Genomic DNA, 19745 nt, shown 5'->3' on the forward strand with positions numbered 1-19745 from the left:
GGGTAGGGATCGTTGACGTCCCGCTCAACCTAGGCCGCCGAATTGCCCGAATTGCGTCGGCGGCCTCTTTTTTCTCAGCTGCCCTGCAGCCGTTCGCCCCTTAAGTCAGGATCGGTAATTGCCATGGCAACGTTACACACCCGCTCCGCAGCGCGCCTGATGATGGCTCCCGCCGTCGTGCTGCTCTTCGCCTGGATGATCGTTCCGCTTGTGATGACGATCTATTTCTCGCTTCTGAACTACAACCTGCTCAGCCCGGGCATGGAGACCTTCGTCGGGTTCCTCAACTACCAATACTTCCTGACGGATCCGGCCTTTTTTTCGGCGCTGGTCAATACATTGTTGCTTGTTCTCGGCGTGCTGATCATCACCGTTGTCGGGGGCATCGGTTTTGCGCTCCTTCTCGACCAGCAGATCTACGGCCAGGGCATCGTGCGCATCCTGGTGATTGCGCCGTTCTTCGTCATGCCGACGGTTGCGGCTCTCGTGTGGAAAAACATGTTCATGAACCCGGTCAACGGGCTCTTTGCCTATATCGCCAAGGCGATCGGTCTGCAGCCCTACGACTGGCTGGCGCAAGCGCCGCTCTTTTCCATCATCCTGATCGTCGCCTGGCAGTGGCTACCCTTCGCAACGCTTATCCTGCTCACAGCGCTGCAGTCGCTCGACGAAGAGCAGAAGGAAGCCGCGGAAATGGACGGTGCCGGTGCGGTTTCTCGATTCATCTGTATCATCCTTCCGCACATGGCCCGCGCTATCACCGTGGTAATCTTGATCCAGACGATCTTCCTGCTCTCGGTCTTCGCTGAAATCCTGGTCACGACCAACGGTGGCCCGGGCACGCAGAGCACCAACCTCACCTATCTCGTCTATGCCCAGGCGCTTCTGCAGTTCGATATCGGTGGCGCTTCGGCGGGCGGTATCGTCGCGGTCATCCTCGCAAACATCGTCGCGCTCTTCCTTGTCCGCCTTGTCGGCAAGAATCTGGAGGCTTGAGATGGCAAGAAAAGTCACCACTCAACGCAAGCTCATCATGACGGCGATCGCCTGGACGCTCGGCATCCTGATCTTCTTCCCCATCCTCTGGACGTTCCTGACCAGTTTCAAGACGGAAGCGGATGCCATCGCCTCGCCGCCGCAGTTCCTCTTCTTCCACTGGACGACGGAGAGCTATGCGGAAGTGCAGAGCCGTTCGAATTACCTCAGCCACTTCATGAACTCGGTGATCATCTCCTTCGGCTCGACGCTCATTGGCCTCCTCATTGCGATCCCGGCCGCCTGGGCGATGGCTTTCTCGCCGACCAAGCGCACCAAAGACGTGTTGATGTGGATGCTATCGACGAAGATGATGCCGCCGGTCGGCGCCCTGATTCCGATCTATCTGATGTTTCGCAATTCCGGCCTGCTCGACAGCCGCATTGGCCTGGTAATCATCCTCACGCTGATCAACCTGCCGATCATCGTCTGGATGCTTTATACCTATTTCAAGGAAATCCCCGGCGAGATCCTTGAGGCTGCCCGTATGGACGGGGCGTCACTCGCCAAGGAAATCATCTACGTATTGACGCCGATGGCGGTGCCGGGCATCGCCTCGACGCTGCTGCTCAACATCATCCTGGCCTGGAACGAAGCGTTCTGGACGCTGAACCTCAGCGCCTCGAAAGCCGCGCCGCTGACGGCGTTCATCGCTTCCTATTCCAGCCCGGAAGGCCTGTTTTACGCCAAGCTTTCGGCAGCATCGACAATGGCGATCGCGCCGATCCTGATCCTTGGCTGGTTCTCGCAGAAACAACTGGTCCGCGGCCTGACCTTCGGCGCAGTGAAATAAGACGACAGGGAGACAAACATGGGCAGCATTACCCTTCAGAAAGTTTCGAAGGTCTTCGGCGATGCCAAGGTCATCCCTTCGATCGATCTCGAAATCAAGGACGGCGAATTCGTCGTCTTCGTCGGTCCGTCGGGTTGCGGCAAATCCACGTTGCTGCGGCTGATCGCCGGGCTGGAGGATGTCACCGGCGGCAAGATCATTATCGACGGCAAGGAAGCGACCGAAAAGGCGCCATCCGAGCGCGGTCTTGCGATGGTGTTCCAATCCTACGCGCTTTATCCGCACATGAGCGTCCGCAACAACATTGCCTTTCCTCTCAAAATGGCGGGCATGGACAAGGCCGAGATCGACAAGAAGGTGGGCGAAGCCGCACGCGTCCTGAACCTGACTGATTATCTGGAGCGCAAGCCGCGCCAGCTTTCCGGCGGTCAGCGGCAGCGTGTCGCGATCGGCCGGGCAATTGTACGCCAGCCTTCGGCCTTCCTTTTCGACGAGCCGCTGTCGAACCTCGATGCTGCTCTTCGCGTCAACATGCGCATCGAAATCAGCGAGCTGCACCAGCAGCTGAAGACGACGATGGTCTATGTCACCCACGACCAGGTCGAGGCCATGACCATGGCGGACAAGATTGTCGTCCTGAACCGCGGCAATATCGAACAGGTCGGCTCGCCGTTGGAGCTCTACAAGACTCCCCGTAATCTTTTCGTTGCCGGCTTCATCGGCTCGCCGAAGATGAACTTCATCACCGGTAAGAACGCGGCCGCGCTGAATGCGCATACGATCGGCGTCCGTCCGGAGCATGTGCTGCTCTCGACGGAAAGCGGCGGCTGGAAAGGCAAGGTCATCGTCGCCGAGCATCTCGGCTCCGACACTTTCCTGTATATCGACGTCGATGGGATCGGATCGGTGACGGCGCGCGGTGGCGGCGATTTCGCGGCGCGTGCCGGCGACATTGTCTACCTGACGCCGGACAAGGCGCGCGTCCACAAATTCAACGAGAGTGGTCTTGCCATCTAAGGCGAAGGCCGGGTGGGGCGTCCGGTTTGCCGAGAGCAGGGCGGCTGAATCCGCCTCGCGAGACCTCAAGAGGACTGAAACATGACGAAAATATCGCTGGCGACGCTCCCTGATGCCGCCAAGACGGCGGCCATCCCGGCTTATAACCGAGCCTCGCTCAAGGCAGGCATCCTGCACTTCGGCGTCGGCAATTTCCACCGCGCCCATCAGGCGATCTATCTCGACGATCTTTTCAACCAAGGTCAGGACCACGACTGGGCAATTATTGGCGCCGGCATGCTGCCGTCGGATGCGGCAATGCGCGAGAAGCTTGCCGCGCAGGACTTTCTGACGACGGTGGTCGAGCAGGATAACAACAGGACAGCTGCGCGTGTCACCGGCCCGATGGTCGACATTCTGCCGGTCGGTGATGCCAAAGCGATCATCGCCAAGCTCGCCGATCCTGCAATCCGCATTGTTTCGATGACGATCACCGAAGGCGGCTATTTCATTGACGCCTCGGGCAAGTTTAATCCGCGCCATCCGGCGATCGCCGCGGACGGGCAGAACCCTTCCGAGCCGAAGACCGTCTTTGGCCTGATCGTTGCCGGTCTCAAGGCTCGAAAGGAAAAGGGCATCGCGCCCTTTACGGTGATGTCGTGCGACAACATTCCGCACAACGGCGTGGTGACCGCAAACGCCGTCGTGGGAACGGCAGAGCTTTCCGATCCGGCCTTCGCGGTATGGATCAAGGCAAACGTCGCTTTCCCGAATGCCATGGTCGACCGCATCACGCCGGCGACGGGGCAGCGCGAGATCGACCTGCTGAAGGACGCCTTCGGCATAGAGGACAACTGGCCGGTCTATTGCGAAGAATTCAAGCAGTGGGTTTTGGAGGACAAGTTCACAGCTGGCCGGCCGGCACTCGAAAAGGCTGGCGTCACCTTCGTGCCGGACGTTACGCCCTACGAGCATATGAAGATCCGCATCCTGAACGGTGGCCATGCGGCGATCGCCTATCCGGCAGCGCTGATGGACATCCACTTCGTTCACGACTCAATGGAAGATCCGCTGATCCGCGCCTTCCTAGCCAAGCTCGAAAACGACGAGATCATTCCGATCGTGCCTCCGGTACCGAATACCTCGCTGCAGGACTATTTCGCCCTCATCGAGTGCCGCCTTCTGAACCCGAAGATCGCCGACACCATTCCGCGTCTGGCGCAGGACGGATCGAACCGTCAGCCGAAATTTATCCTGCCTTCGACGCTCGACAATCTGCGGCAGGGCAAGGATGTGGTTGGCCTATCGCTGGTCTCGGCTTTGTGGTGCCGTTATTTCGCGGGCAAGACGGACAGTGGCAAGGAGATCGTTTTCAACGACGCCAGCGCGGACCGCCTGCATGCGGCAGCGCTCAAGGCCAAGGACGATCCGATGGCCTTCCTGGTGTTCGACGACATCTTCGGCGAAGTCGCGAAATCCGAGCTCTTCCGCAAACGCTTCGCACATGCCCTGAAAACGCTGTGGGAAAAGGGCACGCGCGAGACGTTGCAGCTCTATCTCGACGGTAAACTTGCAGTGTAGGAAATCAGTATGGCGGCAGTTCTGCCGCCGTCGATCCGCCCTCGCATACAGGCGGGGCGATTGCATCCGAACCGAAACCTGGTTGGTCTTCCATGGCTGATGATGAAACACGCCTGGTCATCTTCGATTGCGACGGCGTTCTCGTTGATAGCGAACCGATTTCGGTCAGCGTTCTCGTCAAGGCGATGAACGATCTCGGCGTGCAGATCACCGAGGAAGAGGTCTATGGACGCTTCCTCGGCAAGAGCTTGGCCACCGTCATCGAGACAATGAAGAGTCAGTATCAGGTCGATGCCGGAAGTGAATTTCTGGAGCAGATCCGCACTGATCTCTATGCGCGGTTCCGGCGCGAACTGAAGCCGATCGACGGCGTAGGCGCGGCGATCGACGCGCTCAGCATCCCCTGCTGTGTTGCCTCGTCGAGCCAGGTCGAGCGCATCCGGCTGTCGCTCACCGTCACCGGGCTCATCAACAAGCTGCCGAACATCTTCAGCGCCTCGATGGTGAAGAATGGCAAGCCGGCGCCGGATCTCTTCTTACATGCGGCGCGCGAAATGCATGTCGATCCGAAGAATTGCCTTGTGATCGAGGATAGCCCGGCGGGCGTCGAGGCGGCCAAGGCTGCGGGCATGACGGTTTTTGCCTTTACCGGCGGCTCGCATGCCAATTTTGCCGGTTATCGTGCTGAACTCGATAGGCTTTCTCCTGAATGCGTGTTTGACGCAATGCCGGATTTGATACACCTTATCCAGAAACGAAACCTGGATGGGGCACATCCTTGATGCATGATCATGTGGTTGCGGTGGATGTCGGCACCGGCAGCGCGCGGGCCGGCGTCTTCGACGCTCACGGCCGCCTGCTGGGCAAGGCCGAACATCCGATCATCATGAACCGGCCGCGCGAAAACCACGCCGAACACGATTCCGAAGACATCTGGTCTGCAGCCTGCATTGCCGTTCGCAAAGCGATGGGCGAATCGGGCGTGTCACCTGCGTCAGTTGGCGCAATCGGTTTCGACGCCACGTGCTCGCTGGTCGTCCGCGATGTCGATGGCGAGCAGATCAGCGTTTCGACCGGTGGGGAACGACGCTTCGACACGATTGTCTGGCTTGACCATAGAGCGCTGAAAGAAGCCGATTTCTGCACGGCAACCGCGCATGCGGTTCTCGAGCATTCCGGACACTTCATGTCACCGGAAATGGAGATGCCGAAGCTGATGTGGCTGAAGAAACAGCTGCCGGGCACCTGGATGAAAGCGGGCTATTTCTTCGATCTTGCCGATTTCATGACCTGGAAGGCAACCGGCTCGCTTGCACGCTCGCGCTGCACATTGACGGCGAAGTGGAATTATCTTGCGCACACTGAAACGGGTTGGCAGCAGGACTTTCTGAAGCAGATCGGCTTGGAAGACCTGCAGGAGCGCGGTCGCCTGCCTGACAGGACGACGCCAGTTGGCGAAAGCGTCGGCACGCTCACGGAGGAAGCCGCGTCGGCTCTCGGACTGACGACGGATTGCCACGTTTCGGCGGGCATGATCGACGCTTATGCGGGGGCGCTGGGCGCGCTTGCGGGATATGCGGGCGATCCGTCAAGGCTGGAGCATCAACTCGCGCTCATCGCAGGGACCTCGAGCTGCATCGTCTCGTTCTCACGCGAACTCAAGCCAAGTCACGGGATGTGGGGGCCTTATTACGAGGCGGTCTTCAGGAATCTGTGGCTTGTCGAGGCCGGGCAATCGGCGACGGGGGCGCTGCTCGACCATATCGTGCGCATGCATGCGGCAGGCGGCGAGCCGACAGCGGCCTTGCATCAGAAGATCGTGTCTCGCATTGCGCAACTGCGCGCCGAGGAGGGGGACGCGTTCGGCGCGCGTATTTTCGTGCTGCCGGATTTCCATGGCAACCGCTCGCCGCTTGCCGATCCGCACGCGGTTGGCGTCATCAGCGGCATGACCCTCGATACCTCGTTCGATGGGCTTTGCGCGCTTTATTGGCGCACCGCGGTCAGCATTGCGCTTGGAACCCGGCATATTCTCGAAAAGATGAAGGAATATGGCTACGCGCCCGACACGCTGCATATGGCGGGCGGGCATGTGAAAAACCCGGTACTGATGGAGCTTTATTCGGATGCGACGGGCTGCAAAGTCGTGGTGCCGAAGATGAACGAGGCCGTCTTGCTGGGCACCGCGATCGCGGCCTCCGTTGCCTGCGGCTTGCACAAGGACCTCGCGGCGGCCGGCTATGCAATGTACCCGGGCGGCGAGGAGCGGGTGCCGGATGGGGCGAAACAGGCGATGTACGATCGTGAATACCGGCGGTTCCTCGCCATGTACCGCCACCGGGCCGAACTGGAAGCAATGAACTAGGTCCTGACCCTAGTGGCTGCCGCTTTCTCCGAGAATCGTTCCGAATTCCAGCATCCGGCGGCTGCGCTCGATGGCCTCTTCACCCGCCGCTATGATGACGGATTCCGACAGACAGTCGAGCAGAGCGACGAGCGGAGGAAGGTTATCGTCATCGGGCGAGCGGGCAGGCGGTAATGTCAGCATAATGTTGGTCTGATCCGGCAGCCAGTCGTTGTTTTCAGTGGCGATCAGCACGACCTTGTAACCGAAGCGCCGGGCCGTCCTTGCCAAGAGGCGCGCTCTGCCGAAGCGGCGGCAATCGACAATAATCAGAAGGGCGCCCTCGCCGCTTTGCCGTGCGAAGAGCTCCGCGAAACGGCTTCCCGAACCGTCCAGCGCATGGACGCCATCGCGGGAGCGTATCAGCCGCTGGGCAAAGTGCGCAGCGATCCCGGCGAGCCGCACATGCGTCGCAATGAAAACCTCACGCGCCGCTCCGATCATCGCGACAGCTTCGGACCAGTGCGTCTGTGCGGTCAGATGGTAGAGGTGATGCAGCGCCTGGATCTGCTCGGTGACGAGCAGCGCAAGCGGCTTTCCGTCCGAGGCATCGGTCTGCAACTCGCTGAGGGATGTTTGAAGCTGGGTAGGAGAGGTGACGGCGGTTTCGCGAAAATGGACCTTGACGCTGTCGAGGCCCTGGTAGCCGAGCGCGCGCAGAAATCGGCCCACCGTCATCGGGCTAAGGTCAAGACGATCGGCGACGGAGGCGGCAGTCTCGAAAGGAAGGTCATTCAGGTGCTCGGTGAAGTATTTTGCGATCCGCCGCTCAGCCGGTGTGCCGGACTTCACATAATTTCTAAGCTTCTGAACAAAATCCTCCACGTCGGCCTCCCCGACCTCCCAGAAGCATTTCTCGGATGCGCTATGGCGAGACTTGCCGTTTGCAACTATTTCCGGAAGCTGCGTGTCAGGTTCAGTTTATCTCGGTTATCTAAAACTATATATTAGTGTGTTATTTTAGACAAGTTTTCCCTTCTTGCATGAATTTATTTCCGCTTGCGGTCAGACGTTGAGATTCCTACATGCGCAGGCACAACGGAGATGCCAAGAATGATCCTCGATGCCGCGCGCCTTTCGTTCGCCAATCTCTTCGCACGGGAGACCCGTTCGGTTTTCTGGAAGGTGCTGGGACTTACGATCCTGGTTCTGGTCGGCCTCTGGTTCTTGCTTCGAAGCCTGTTCATAACCTTTCTGTTTCCCTGGGTAGCCGGTTTCTTTCCGGACATGCCGGATTGGGCTGGCTGGCTGAGTTTCGTCTTCGCAATTCTTGCAGGCATCGGTCTTGCGCTGGGGCTTGCGCTGCTGTTGTCAACGGTTACCGCACTGATCGCCGGCCTGTTTCTCGATGACGTCGCGGAAGTCGTGGAGAGACGGGACTATCCGGAAGACGCCCCGGGCACGGCGATGCCGCTCGGCCCGGCAATTGCCAGTTCGCTCAAATTCTTGGGCGTGGTGATCGCCGGCAATATCGTCGCGCTCCTCCTGCTGTTCATTCCGGGCGTGAACCTGATCGCCTTTTTCCTGGTCAACGGCTATCTGCTCGGGCGCGAGTTTTTTGAATTTGCGGCGATGCGCTTCCGCCCGCCGGAGGAGGCGCGGCTGTTCAGGGTAAAGCACGCGTCGACGGTCTTCCTCGGTGGCTTGGTGATCGCCGTTTTTCTGGCGATCCCCATCCTCAACTTGCTGACGCCGCTCTTTGCAGCGGGCATGATGGTGCACCTTTATAAATTGGTCTCCCAGAAGGATATGGGCTTTCGCCGGTAGACCATCGAGGATGGGCGCCTTACTCGACGGCCTCGCCGATTACCTGTGCCGGTAGCTCGACCAGCGGTGCCGGTATATCGCAGCTCTTTTCCGGCGATTTGCAGAGATCGGCAATGACGCAGCGCTCGCATTCCGGCCGCCTAGCCTTGCAGGTATAGCGGCCATGCAGGATCAGCCAGTGGTGGGCGTGGTAGAGATAGTGTTTGGGGATCACCTTCATCAGGCGCCCTTCCACCTCATCCGGCGTCTTTCCCGGCGCCAGCTTGATGCGGTTCGCGATCCGGAAGATGTGCGTATCCACCGCAATGGTTGCCTGACCGAAGGCCATCGATAAAACCACATTGGCGGTCTTGCGGCCCACGCCCGGCAAGCGCATGAGCTCATCGCGGGTCTGTGGCACCTGGCCGCCGAATTCGTCGATCAGCATCTGCGAAAGCGCCATGACGTTCTTGGCCTTGTTGCGGTAAAGGCCGATCGTCTTGATGTAGTCGCGGAGGCGTTCCTCCCCGAGCGCCAGCATATTTTCCGGTGTATCTGCCACCTTGAAGAGCGCCCGCGTTGCCTTGTTGACGCCGGCATCGGTCGCCTGGGCGGAGAGCGCGACGGCCACGACAAGCGTGAACGGATTGGTGTGCTCCAGCTCGCCCCTCGGCTCCGGCCGCTGGATCGAGAACCGGTGGAATATCTCCTCGCGCTCGGCTTCCGAGTATACGGTGCGCACGGCGGCCGTCTTGCCGCGGGTGATCACTTTTGAGTTTTGCGGAGCTTTGCGGGCGGATTTGAGTTTCGGTTCGGACATGGACAATCTATACTCATCGGCCATGACAGAAAGCAACGCCGAGAGGGCGAACGACAAGCCTGTTTTTGCAGCCGAACTTTTCCCTTACCGGTCGCTCGGGCGCAAGGGCTTCAGGGTGTTGCTTCTGCTTTCCGGTGCTGTCTGCTTCATGTACGGGATGTTCTTTATCGTCACCGGGGCTTGGCCGATCGGCTTCTTCTTCGGGCTGGATTTCGCCCTGCTTTACGGTGCCTTCTGGCTTAACTATCGCTCCGGAAAGGCGCGCGAGGAAGTGACGGTTTCGCGCACCGATGTCGCGATCCGAAAATTTGCGCCTTCCGGGAGAATGGTGGAGCATCACTTCAATCCGTTCTGGGCGCGCTTCCTAGTGCGCCGCCATCAGGAGATCGGCATTCTCTCCATGCATATTTTCGGCGAGGGCCGGCGGACGGATATCGGCTCCTTCCTCAATCCCGATGACCGCGAAAGCTTCGCCAGAGCCTTCAAGGGCGCGCTCGCAACGGTCAAGCAGCGCATTTGAACGTGCCGCAAGAAACGGGTGGCTTGCAGCCGTCCTCTTGACTATCTCCTTGTTACAAGGAGAAGAACGATGAATATGATCGCAAACCTGAACAGAGACATCACGCCGGAAGGTCCCGACTACGAGACCGTGCGTCAGGTCATCGAACTCATCACCGAGGACTATCGCGACCAGCCGTCGCTGGAGGCGATAGCCGCGCGGCTCAACCAATCGCCGACGCAACTCCAGAAGACCTTTACCCGCTGGGCCGGGCTTTCGCCAAAGGCGTTCCTGCAGGCAGTCACGCTCGACCACGCAAAGCGGCTGCTGCGCCAGGAAAACATGCCGCTGCTTGAAACCTCGATCGAAGTGGGCCTTTCCGGCCCGAGCCGTCTTCACGACCTCTTCGTCACCCATGAGGCGATGTCGCCGGGTGAGTGGAAAGCACGCGGTGGTGGCCTGACGATCCGCTACGCCTTCCACCAGTCGCCGTTCGGCGTCGCACTGGTCATGGTGACCGATCGCGGCCTTGCCGGCCTTGCTTTCAGCGATCTTGGCGACGAGGCTGCCTGTCTTGAAGACATGAGCTGCCGCTGGCCGAATGCCGAATATGTCGAGGACCGGCAGGCGACGGCGCCTTATTGCGAGCGCATCTTCGATCCGGGCGAGTGGTCTGTCGAACAGCCGCTGCGCGTCGTGCTCATTGGTACGGATTTTCAGGTGCGCGTCTGGGAAAGCCTCTTGAAGATTCCGTTCGGCAAGGCTGTGACCTACAGCGATATTGCGAACGATATCGGCAGTCCCAAGGCGATGCGTGCTGTAGGCGCTGCCGTCGGCGCCAACCCGATATCCTTCGTGGTGCCATGCCATCGTGCCGTCGGCAAGAGCGGGGCGCTGACGGGGTATCACTGGGGCCTCACCCGAAAGCGGGCAATGCTTGGCTGGGAAGCCGGTCAGGCCTGAGGGTTCTCCTCTCCTCGCCGGGGAGAAGACGCAAGCTGTGCGGTTTCCGTCAACTCCAGCAGCGCCCTGGCTGCGCTCTCGTCGGTGATCAGGGTATTGCAGCCGATGCGCCTTATGGTGGCGCGAATGGCGACGGCGCGATGCGCGCCGCCCGAGGCGAGTACGATGTGCCTGGCGTTCTTCAGCGTATCGAGATCGACCGACATGACGCGGCTGTTGATCGAGTGATCGACGGTGTTGCCGTCCTCGTCGAGAAAATTGAACATCGTGTCGCAGACACAGCCGGCATCGATCAGCTGCTGCAGTTCCGTCTTGGAAATCCAGCCTTCCGACAGCGACGTCGAATGAGGACCGATGTCCCCGCAACTGACGATCGCGAGATCGAGATCTTCGGCCAATCGATAGATCGCGTCGAGCCCGCATTTTTCGATCAGGTTGCGCTTGGTCTCGACCGAGTCGACGAGCAGCGGCGAGAGGAACATGTAGCACTCCGCGCCAAGCTGACTCGCGAGCCGCCACGTATAGTCGATCGGGTTCGTTTGATGCACTGCGACAATGCCGCCGAGGAGCGAGACGACCTTGCAATTGACGCGGCGCGGTGGCCGGAAGCTCGAAAGCGAAGCCGTCATCGTGCGGCCCCAGCCGACGCCGATCGTATAATCGTCCGGGATTGCTTCGGACAGGAACTGGCCAAGGGCGAGGCCGACGTTTTTCGCCAGGCTCTCGGCGTCGCAACGCGCTGGAGCGGGAACGACGATCGCCTCGTCGAGCCCGTAGGCCCTCTCCAGCTTCACCGACAACTCGACGCAATCGCCGATCGAATCGTTGATCCAGATCTGCACCTCGCTACGCTTCATCGCTTCGTCGAGCAGGCGGATGACGGTGGTTCGGCTGATGCCGAGCTGTTCGGCGACATCCTTCTGCGTCAGGCCCTGATTGTAGTATAGCCACGCGGCGCGCAGCCTCAGAGACGAGGCTTCGGAGTAGGCCGTGTGCGTGCCGCGTTTCAGCTTGACCACATCTTCTCCCGTGCGAATTCGACCCTAATTACCCTTCGAGAAGGAAGAAGAGCCCGGTGCCGGCGATAATGACGCGCGTGACACTTATGTCAATTGAAATGCACAAATGTCCTTGACTTTCGATTGACGAAACGATGATAGTCGCTCCTGACAAAGTCGTACTCGTTCGGGTAAGGCAATGTATAGGCGCGGAAAGTGACGGGTCGCCTTCCGCCTATTGCATGCAAATCGTCTGTCCGTAGATTACCTCAATTACCGGAGCTCGCGCCGGTTCGCAGCGCAAGGTAGCAGTTCGAGTTCACAAGGGAATTTGACCATGACATCCAAGCTTGACCAACTCCGCGAAATGACCACGGTTGTCGCCGATACCGGCGATATCGAGGCCGTCGCGCGCCTGAAGCCGGTGGATTGCACCACCAACCCGACCATCGTTCTGAAGGCGCTCGGCACGCCCATGTTTGCCGATGCGGTCAAGGAAGCTGTCGCCTGGGGAAAGAAGCAGGGCGGAAATACCGATGTGGTCGCGGCCGCCGTTGCGGATCGGCTGGCGATTTCCGTCGGCGCCGCTTTGTCGAAGCTCGTCCCCGGCCGTGTTTCGACGGAAGTCGATGCAGACCTCTCCTTCGATACGGAAGCATCCATCGCCAAGGCGCGCGCCATCATTGCCGCCTACAAGGAACGTGGCATCGAGAAAGATCGCATCCTGATCAAGCTTGCCTCCACCTGGGAAGGGATCCGGGCTGCGGAAGTGCTGCAGAAGGAAGGCATCGACTGCAACCTGACGCTTCTCTTCTCCAAAGTTCAAGCGATTGCTTGCGCTGACGCGAAGGTCTTCCTCATCTCGCCCTTCGTCGGTCGAATCCTCGACTGGTACAAGAAGTCGACCGGCAAGGACTACACTGCGGAAGAGGATCCGGGCGTTCAGTCGGTCCGTGAGATCTACAATTACTACAAGTCGCACGACATCAAGACGATCGTCATGGGTGCTTCGTTCCGCAATGTCGGCGAAATCGAAGCGCTGGCCGGTTGCGATCGCCTGACGATCAGCCCGGCATTGCTCGATGAACTTGCAAACGATCAGGGCACGCTTGCGCGCAGGCTCTCGCCGGAAGCGAAGAAGGCCGAGCCGAAGATCGAAATCGACGAGAAGACTTTCCGCTGGCTGATGAACGAAGATGCCATGGCAACCGAAAAGCTTGCCGAAGGCATCCGTGCTTTCGCCAAGGACCTAGGGGTGCTTCGTGCAATGGTTCGCAAGGAACTGCAGCTCGCTGCCGCCTAAGATGTTCGCATGAGACGCCTGGAATGGCGCGTCCGCCAAGAGCGGCCGCGCCATTTTCCTATTAGTATCGATGGCAACGGGGCCGGAGAAAATCCATGGCGGATGACGACCAGGGCGGCTTAACGGTGACCTCTGTCACCCGGCACTCGAGCGTCATTATCGCCTTTATTTCCGGCCTTGCCGCTTTTCTGGTCCTGAACTCCGTACGCGTGGGCGCCGACCATGTTCTGATCGGCTGGAGCGTCGCGGCCATGGTCTTCATCGGCATCAGCTGGAGAAGAATGCTTCGAGCAACGGTTGCGGATATCAGGAAGCGTGCGGAGGATCTGGATTTCTCCGACACCCTCGTGCTGTTCCTGTCGATCGCGGCGGCAGTTGCAAGCATCGCCGGTATCGGTCTCGAGCTGCATTCCATCAAGAACGCGGCGCCGAGTATCGCGTTGGCCAAAGCCGGCGAGGCGGTCGTCACGATTCTTATCTCCTGGGTGTTCCTCCATACGCTCTTCACCATCCACTACGCCCATCGCTTTTACAGCGAACAGGGAAATGGGCTGATCTTCCCCGATCGGATTGAAGAGCCGGTCTATTGGGATTTCCTCTACTTCTCATTCACAATCGGCGTGGCGGCGCAAACGGCAGATGTTGCCGTCTCTTCCGTGACGATGCGCAAGATCACGCTGCTCCACGCCGTACTGTCGTTTCTGTTCAACACGACGATCCTGGCGCTCGCGATCAATGTCGGGGCGAGCCTGTTATAGGCAAACCTTGCGGACTATAGGATCGCCTGTCCCGCTAGCAGCGCCAGGATCAGGAAGATCAAGAAGATAACGAGAGCAATACCGAAGAGCACGCGCGCGATTGTCGCGGTGGCCGCGGAGATGCCGGAAAAACCGAAGAAACCGGCGATCAGCGAAATTACCAAGAATATCAGGGCCCATTTCAGCATGGTGTTTGTCCTCTGCGTTTGTCCCAGAAGCTACGCGGCAGACGGGAAATTGTTCCAAATCGTTTAAAACGGAACGGCGTTCCTCAAATTATCATATTGGGGCTTTCCAAAGTTCGAGCGATCTGTTTCAAGGGATGGACATCGATTTGCCCCATCGACGAAAGCCTTTTCCATGCCCGCCTTTCTGGACCAGCATACCATTTCCGCCTATTTCGAAGTGATCATGATCAATCTCCTGCTCTCGGGGGACAATGTGATCGTCATCGGCATGGCCGCCGCCGGCCTTGTCAGCGAGCTGCGCGGCAAGGCGATTGCCGTCGGCATCGCGGCCGCAGCAGTCATCCGCATCGTCTTCGCCGTGGCCGCGGCGAAGCTGCTTGCGATTACCGGCATCACGCTTGCCGGTGGACTGATGCTCCTGTGGATCTGCTGGACGATGGGCAAGGAATTGCTGTCGGCGGCAGAGGAGGAAGCGCATGCCGGCGATGCTTCCGGCCATGACCCGCATGTGAAACCGAAGCTCTTCCGGCAGGCGATCGCGCAAATTATCTTCGCCGATGTCTCCATGTCGCTCGACAACGTGCTTGCCGTTGCGGGCGCCGCCAAGGAGAATATGAATGCGCTGATTTTCGGCCTCATCCTTTCGGTGTTGCTGATGGGGCTCGCTTCGAACGTCGTCGCGAAGCTCCTCGAGCGCTTCAAGTGGATCGGCTGGATCGGCCTTGCGATCATCGTCTATGTGGCGCTCGACATGGTGTGGCACGGCAGCGAACAGCTGCTGGCCCTCTATGGCCATGCCGCCTGAAGCTTCAGGCTGAAAGACGGAACGGCAGGTGCGGCCCAGCGGGCCGTTGGCGGCACCCTTCGAAGGGGTGTCGCCGTCTCAGGCATCGGGGCGTTACATCAAACCCAGCTGCTTGTAGAGGCCAAGGGCATCGTAGTAGTCCGACTGCTGCTTGATCGCATTGTTTTCTATAACGAAGACCGAGGCGCCATCGAAGGAGAAGGACTTGTTGGTTGCCGGGGTTCCATCCGCCCAAGCGCCGCTATTCGTTCCCGAGAAGGTCCACTCGAAGGAAACCCTGTTTCCACTGACGATTGGATCGCCGCGCATCACCCATTTGAGGTCCGGCGCCGCGGTCATGAAATTGTCGATCACCGCGGCCTTGGCCTCCGCCTTGCCGACGGTGGGCTTGCCGACTGACGCGTCGTAATAGCTGACCTTTTCGTCAAAAAGATCAGCGGCCTTGGTGGCATCGTGGGCGTTCCATGCGGCCAGATACTGTTCGACGACCGCGATCGGTGTCTGGTCGGCCGCGTAGGCTGGTATTCCTGTAAGCGTCGAGGCGAGGCAGATGCCGCCCAAGGCGGCAAGAATGGTACGACGTTTCATTTTGGTTCCCCTTTTTATGTTGTTCCTCGTTTGGTTTGCGGCCGGACGGTTCCGCCCGGCGCACGGATCAGCCGTGGTTGATCATGACGTGACGGACGGCGGTGTAGTCTTCCAGTGCGTAGACCGACATGTCCTTGCCGTAGCCGGATTGCTTCAGGCCGCCATGCGGCATCTCGTTGGTGAGCATGAAGTGCGTGTTGATCCAGGTGCAGCCATACTGCAGGCGTGCGGCCGTCTTCATGCCGCGGCTGATGTCCTTGGTCCAGACGGACGAGGCAAGGCCGTAATCGCTGTCGTTCGCCCAGGTGACCGCGTCCTCGACATCGGTGAAACGGGTGACGGAAACGACAGGGCCGAAAACCTCGCGACGGACGATTTCATCGTCCTGCGTCGCGCCGGCAACGACCGTGGGAGCATAGAAGAAGCCCTTGTCGCCGGAGATCTCGCCGCCGGTGGTGATTTCCATGTGCTTGTGTTCTGAGGCCCGCGCGACGAAGCTTTCGACGCGATCGCGCTGGCGCTTGGAGATCAATGGACCGATCTCGTTTTCGGTGTCGTCGGCCTGGTTGAACCTGATGCTCGAAACGGCAGAGGTGAGGTCGGCGACGAATTTGTCGTAGACCTTGGCGTCGGCATAGATGCGGCAGGCGGCGGTGCAGTCCTGGCCGGCATTGTAGTAACCGAAGGTGCGGATGCCTGACACGACCGCCTCGATGTCGGCGTCGTCGAAGACGATGACCGGTGCCTTGCCGCCGAGCTCCAGATGCGTGCGCTTGACGGTCTTGGCGGCCGCCTGGAGCACCTTCTTGCCGGTTGCGACGTCGCCCGTGATGGATATCATCGAAATCTTCGGATGATTGATCAGCGCGTTGCCGACGCTTTCGCCGCGGCCGAGGATGACGTTGACAACGCCTTGGGGCAGGATGTCGGCAAGGAGCTTCGCCATCTTCAGTGCGGTCAGCGGTGTCTGTTCGGACGGCTTGAAGACGACGGTGTTGCCGCCGGCGATCGCTGGCGCGAGCTTCCAGGCCATCATCATCAGCGGATAGTTCCACGGTGCAATCGACCCGACGATGCCGATCGGGTCACGGCGGATCATCGAGGTGTGGTTCGGCAGATACTCGCCGGCGACCGGGCCGTGCAGGTTGCGGACGGCGCCGGCGAAGAAGCGATAACAATCGACAATCGCCGGGATTTCATCGTTCAGCACGGCGTTGATGGGCTTGCCGCAGTTCAAGGCTTCCAGCGTAGCAAAACCCTGCGCCTCCTTCTCGATCGCATCGGCGATCTTCAAAAGATAGCCGGAGCGCTCGGCGGGTGTCGTCTGCGACCAGCTCATGAATGCCTTTTCGGCCGCCTCGACGGCGGCGTCGATCTGGCCGAGCGAGGCTTCCGGTAGGTTCAGCACGGTCTCACCCGTCTTCGGGTTCAAGATGCGCTCTTCCGTCTCCGTGCCCGCTTCGAAACGAGATCCAATCAGCATCGCGGTGTCCATGATGTTCTCCCTTTTCATTTGCCTGCTCCGGCGATCTGATCGCCGTCGCGAGTGAGGTAGTAGGCTGCCAGGATCGGCAGGAAAGTGACGAGCACGACGACCATGGCGACCACGTTGGTGACCGGTCGCTGGCGCGGGCGGATGAGCTCCTCCAGCATCCAGATTGGCAGCGTCGATTGCTGGCCGCCGGTGAAGGTCGTGACGATGACCTCGTCGAAGGACAGCGCAAAGGCGAGCATGCCCCCGGCCAAAAGCGCCGTGCCGATGTTCGGCAAGATGACATACCTGAATGTCTGGAAGCCGTCGGCGCCGAGATCCATCGAGGCTTCGATCAGCGAGCCCGACGTGCGGCGGAAGCGGGCAACGGCATTGTTGTAGACGACCACGACGCAGAAGGTGGCGTGACCGAGAACGATCGTCCAGACCGAGAACGGGATGTCAAACAGGCTGAAGGCCGAGCGCAGCGCAATGCCGGTGATGATGCCCGGTAGCGCGATCGGCAGGATCACGAGCAGCGAAATCGCTTCGCGGCCGAAGAACTTCGTCTGGCTGACGGCGGCAGCGCAGAGCGTACCGAGCACCAGCGCGATCGCGGTCGCGATGCAGGCGACCTGCAAGGAAAGCCCGAGGGCGGCCCAGACGTCCGGCCTGTTCCAGGCGATGCCCAACCACTGCAGCGTGAACCCCGGCGGCGGCCATTGATAGCTTTTTTCCTCGGTGGTGAAGGCATAGACGAAGATCAGCAGGATCGGCAGGTGCAGGAAGAGCAGCCCGCCGGCGGCGGCGATCTTCAGCAGTAGCGGCGATGTCCGGTGGCGATCAGAGCGCATCGAAAGCCCCCTGCTTTTTTGCAAGCCAGAGATAAATGGCCATGATGACGATCGGCACGACGGAGAAGGCGGCGGCGAGCGGTACGTTGCCGGCCGTACCCTGCTGTGCATAGACCGCCTGGCCGATGAAAAGGCGCGAGGAGCCAATGATCTGCGGGATGATGTAATCGCCGAGCGTCAGTGAGAACGTGAAGATGGAGCCCGCGACGATGCCGGGTAGCGCCAGCGGAAACAGCACGGTGCGGAAGGTCTGTTGCGGCGTGGCGCCGAGATCGGACGCGGCTTCGATCAGGTTTGCCGGGACGCGCTCGAGAGCGGCCTGCGTCGGCAGGATCATGTAGGGCAGCCAGATATAGACGAAGACGATGAAGGTCCCGAGATAGCTGACCGACAACGAATTGCCGCCGACCACGGGCAGGGCGAGAACGCCGTCGAGCAGCCAGGAGAGGTGCAGCTTGGCGAAAATCCAGGTCAGGATACCTTCCTTCGCCAGAACCAGCTTCCAGGCGTAGACCTTGACCAGATAACTCGACCAGAGCGGCAGCATGACGCCGAGATAGAAGAAGGCCTTCCATTTCCCTTGAGCATAGCGTGCGGCGTAATAGGCGATCGGAAAGGCGATGAAGGCAGAGGCGATCGTGACCATGGCCGCCATGACGACGGTGCGGACGATGATGTCGAAATTGGTGGGGTTCAGAAGCTGCGCGTAGGTCGCGAGCGTGAATTCGTAGTTGATGAGACCGGAAAAATCGTCAATCGAGAAGAAGCTCTGCAGAAGGAGCGCGACCAGCGAGCCGACATAGATGACGCCGAGCCAGAGTAGCGGCGGCGTCAGCATCAGGAGGAGCAGCAGGTTCGGATGACGCCAGAAAGCGTCCGACAGCCTGCCGAAGAAACCGCCGCGTCCGGGCAGGATCGAGGTCGCGCCGACGGGCTTTGTCAGTGTCAGCGTCGTCATGCCGCGTCGTCCATATAGTGCACGTCGGCCGGCTGCCAGAGGAGGCGCACGGTCGCGCCGACAGTAGGTACATGCGTTCCGGCGGGCAGGGTGACGTGCAGGCGTGCGCCCTTGATGTCGACGGTAAGGCGCGTCGCGGCGCCAAGAAAACTGGTGTTTTCGATCTTCGCCTCGACCCCGTTGCCAGAAAGTTGGATCGCTTCGGGGCGCAGGCTCGCCCAGCGTTTCTCGCCGCCGAGCAAGGTCATCAGATCCGGTGCGATGACGTTTGAGGAACCGACGAAATCGGCGACGAAGCGGGTCTTCGGGCGGCGATAGATATCCTGCGGCGTGCCCTCCTGGACGATGCCGCCATTGTTGAAGACGGCGACGCGATCGGCCATGGAAAGCGCCTCGCCCTGATCGTGGGTGACGAAGACGAAGGTGATGCCGAGCGCCCGCTGCAGGCTCTTCAGCTCCTCCTGCATCTGCTCGCGCAGCTTTAGATCAAGTGCGCCCAGCGGTTCGTCCAGCAGCAGCACCTTCGGCTTGTTGACCAGCGCACGGGCGAGCGCCACGCGCTGCCGCTGGCCCCCGGAAAGCTGGGCGGGACGGCGGGTGCCGTAGCCGGGGAGCTTCACCAGTTCCAGCGCCTGTTCCGCCGCCTTGGTGCGTTCTGTCTTGTCGATGCCCTTGACCATCAGCCCGTAGGCGACATTGTCCACAACATTGAGGTGCGGGAAGAGGGCGTAATCCTGAAAGACGGTATTAACGTTGCGCCGGTAAGGCGGAACGCCGCCGGCCGTCTCGCCGAAGATCTCGATATGTCCGTCCGTCGGCTGCTCGAAGCCGGCGATCAGGCGCAGGCAGGTCGTCTTGCCCGAGCCGGAAGGGCCGAGCATCGCGAAGAATTCGCCCGGGGCGATTTCGAGATCGACGCGATCGACGGCGCGAACCTGGCCAAAATGGCGCGAGACCTTTTGGAAACGGACAGCGGGTGTCATTG

The 19745-nt window shown here is 60.1% G+C and carries 21 protein-coding genes; 12 read left to right on the forward strand and 9 right to left on the reverse strand.

The window, feature by feature from the left end:
* The first annotated feature begins 123 nt into the window (after positions 1-123).
* The 6 genes from HGP14_RS18520 to HGP14_RS18545 all read left to right on the forward strand — a co-directional run bounded on the left by HGP14_RS18520 (position 124) and on the right by HGP14_RS18545 (position 6770).
* Complete coding sequence (locus tag HGP14_RS18520) at positions 124-996, forward strand: carbohydrate ABC transporter permease (protein WP_168831354.1); 873 nt, start codon at positions 124-126, stop codon at positions 994-996.
* 1 nt (position 997) lies between these two features.
* Positions 998-1828: a carbohydrate ABC transporter permease gene (locus tag HGP14_RS18525; protein WP_168831355.1), complete on the forward strand. Its 831-nt coding sequence runs from the start codon at positions 998-1000 to the stop codon at positions 1826-1828.
* Positions 1829-1846: 18 nt separating this feature from the next.
* The gene (locus HGP14_RS18530; protein ID WP_168831356.1) at positions 1847-2845 is read left to right on the forward strand and encodes an ABC transporter ATP-binding protein; all 999 of its coding nucleotides are present in this window, start codon (positions 1847-1849) and stop codon (positions 2843-2845) included.
* An 81-nt stretch (positions 2846-2926) separates the two neighbouring features.
* A complete protein-coding gene (locus HGP14_RS18535; protein ID WP_168831357.1) occupies positions 2927-4405 on the forward strand; it encodes a mannitol dehydrogenase family protein in 1479 nt (492 codons plus the stop codon).
* 92 nt (positions 4406-4497) lie between these two features.
* Positions 4498-5187 carry an HAD family phosphatase gene (locus tag HGP14_RS18540; RefSeq protein WP_168831358.1) on the forward strand — a complete coding sequence of 230 codons (690 nt, stop codon included), beginning with the start codon at positions 4498-4500 and terminating at the stop codon, positions 5185-5187.
* Positions 5187-6770 carry an FGGY-family carbohydrate kinase gene (locus tag HGP14_RS18545; RefSeq protein WP_168831634.1) on the forward strand — a complete coding sequence of 528 codons (1584 nt, stop codon included), beginning with the start codon at positions 5187-5189 and terminating at the stop codon, positions 6768-6770. Before HGP14_RS18540 ends, HGP14_RS18545 begins: the two co-directional genes overlap by 1 nt.
* A gap of 9 nt (positions 6771-6779) precedes the next feature.
* Here HGP14_RS18545 and HGP14_RS18550 read toward each other — a convergent pair whose 3' ends face one another.
* On the reverse strand, positions 6780-7634 hold the full coding sequence (locus HGP14_RS18550; protein ID WP_168831359.1) for a MurR/RpiR family transcriptional regulator: 855 nt from the start codon (positions 7632-7634) through the stop codon (positions 6780-6782).
* 228 nt (positions 7635-7862) lie between these two features.
* Between HGP14_RS18550 and HGP14_RS18555 the strand changes: the two genes are divergently transcribed.
* Positions 7863-8576 carry a sulfate transporter family protein gene (locus HGP14_RS18555; protein WP_168831360.1) on the forward strand — a complete coding sequence of 238 codons (714 nt, stop codon included), beginning with the start codon at positions 7863-7865 and terminating at the stop codon, positions 8574-8576.
* 19 nt (positions 8577-8595) lie between these two features.
* Here HGP14_RS18555 and nth read toward each other — a convergent pair whose 3' ends face one another.
* Positions 8596-9375, reverse strand: a complete 780-nt coding sequence (gene nth / locus HGP14_RS18560) for an endonuclease III (protein WP_168831361.1) — start codon at positions 9373-9375, stop codon at positions 8596-8598.
* Between the two features lie 22 nt (positions 9376-9397).
* On the opposite strand from nth, the gene HGP14_RS18565 reads away from it, so the two are divergent.
* Positions 9398-9895 carry a DUF2244 domain-containing protein gene (locus HGP14_RS18565; RefSeq protein ID WP_168831635.1) on the forward strand — a complete coding sequence of 166 codons (498 nt, stop codon included), beginning with the start codon at positions 9398-9400 and terminating at the stop codon, positions 9893-9895.
* Positions 9896-9964: 69 nt separating this feature from the next.
* Entirely contained in the window at positions 9965-10837 is an 873-nt protein-coding gene (locus HGP14_RS18570) for a methylated-DNA--[protein]-cysteine S-methyltransferase (RefSeq protein WP_168831362.1), read from the forward strand.
* On the opposite strand, the gene HGP14_RS18575 is transcribed toward HGP14_RS18570, so the two are convergent.
* On the reverse strand, positions 10828-11856 hold the full coding sequence (locus HGP14_RS18575; protein WP_168831363.1) for a sugar-binding transcriptional regulator: 1029 nt from the start codon (positions 11854-11856) through the stop codon (positions 10828-10830). The two genes, HGP14_RS18570 and HGP14_RS18575, sit on opposite strands and share 10 nt — an antisense overlap.
* A 316-nt stretch (positions 11857-12172) precedes the next feature.
* Here HGP14_RS18575 and tal point away from each other — a divergent pair, with 316 nt between their 5' ends.
* Positions 12173-13138: a transaldolase gene (gene tal / locus HGP14_RS18580; protein WP_168831364.1), complete on the forward strand. Its 966-nt coding sequence runs from the start codon at positions 12173-12175 to the stop codon at positions 13136-13138.
* Positions 13139-13233: 95 nt separating this feature from the next.
* The gene (locus HGP14_RS18585; RefSeq protein WP_168831365.1) at positions 13234-13896 is read left to right on the forward strand and encodes a DUF1345 domain-containing protein; all 663 of its coding nucleotides are present in this window, start codon (positions 13234-13236) and stop codon (positions 13894-13896) included.
* A 14-nt stretch (positions 13897-13910) separates the two neighbouring features.
* Here HGP14_RS18585 and HGP14_RS18590 read toward each other — a convergent pair whose 3' ends face one another.
* Complete coding sequence (locus HGP14_RS18590; protein ID WP_168831366.1) at positions 13911-14084, reverse strand: DUF1328 domain-containing protein; 174 nt, start codon at positions 14082-14084, stop codon at positions 13911-13913.
* 172 nt (positions 14085-14256) lie between these two features.
* On the opposite strand from HGP14_RS18590, the gene HGP14_RS18595 reads away from it, so the two are divergent.
* Positions 14257-14889: a YjbE family putative metal transport protein gene (locus HGP14_RS18595; protein ID WP_168831367.1), complete on the forward strand. Its 633-nt coding sequence runs from the start codon at positions 14257-14259 to the stop codon at positions 14887-14889.
* A 93-nt stretch (positions 14890-14982) separates the two neighbouring features.
* Here the strand turns inward: HGP14_RS18595 and HGP14_RS18600 are convergent, their stop codons facing one another.
* The 5 genes from HGP14_RS18600 to HGP14_RS18620 all read right to left on the reverse strand — a co-directional run bounded on the left by HGP14_RS18600 (position 14983) and on the right by HGP14_RS18620 (position 19743).
* A complete protein-coding gene (locus tag HGP14_RS18600; RefSeq protein ID WP_168831368.1) occupies positions 14983-15477 on the reverse strand; it encodes an ester cyclase in 495 nt (164 codons plus the stop codon).
* A gap of 67 nt (positions 15478-15544) precedes the next feature.
* Complete coding sequence (locus tag HGP14_RS18605) at positions 15545-16972, reverse strand: gamma-aminobutyraldehyde dehydrogenase (protein WP_168831636.1); 1428 nt, start codon at positions 16970-16972, stop codon at positions 15545-15547.
* Positions 16973-16986: 14 nt separating this feature from the next.
* Positions 16987-17802: an ABC transporter permease gene (locus HGP14_RS18610; RefSeq protein ID WP_168831369.1), complete on the reverse strand. Its 816-nt coding sequence runs from the start codon at positions 17800-17802 to the stop codon at positions 16987-16989.
* Positions 17792-18760 (reverse strand): ABC transporter permease, encoded by a 969-nt coding sequence (locus HGP14_RS18615; protein ID WP_168831370.1) that lies wholly within the window; start codon positions 18758-18760, stop codon positions 17792-17794. Before HGP14_RS18615 ends, HGP14_RS18610 begins: the two co-directional genes overlap by 11 nt.
* A complete protein-coding gene (locus HGP14_RS18620) occupies positions 18757-19743 on the reverse strand; it encodes an ABC transporter ATP-binding protein (protein ID WP_168831371.1) in 987 nt (328 codons plus the stop codon). The genes HGP14_RS18615 and HGP14_RS18620 overlap by 4 nt, the downstream gene beginning before the upstream one ends.
* Positions 19744-19745: the final 2 nt, after the last annotated feature.

This window comes from Rhizobium sp. P32RR-XVIII, from assembly GCF_012641395.1.
Lineage (GTDB): Bacteria > Pseudomonadota > Alphaproteobacteria > Rhizobiales > Rhizobiaceae > Rhizobium.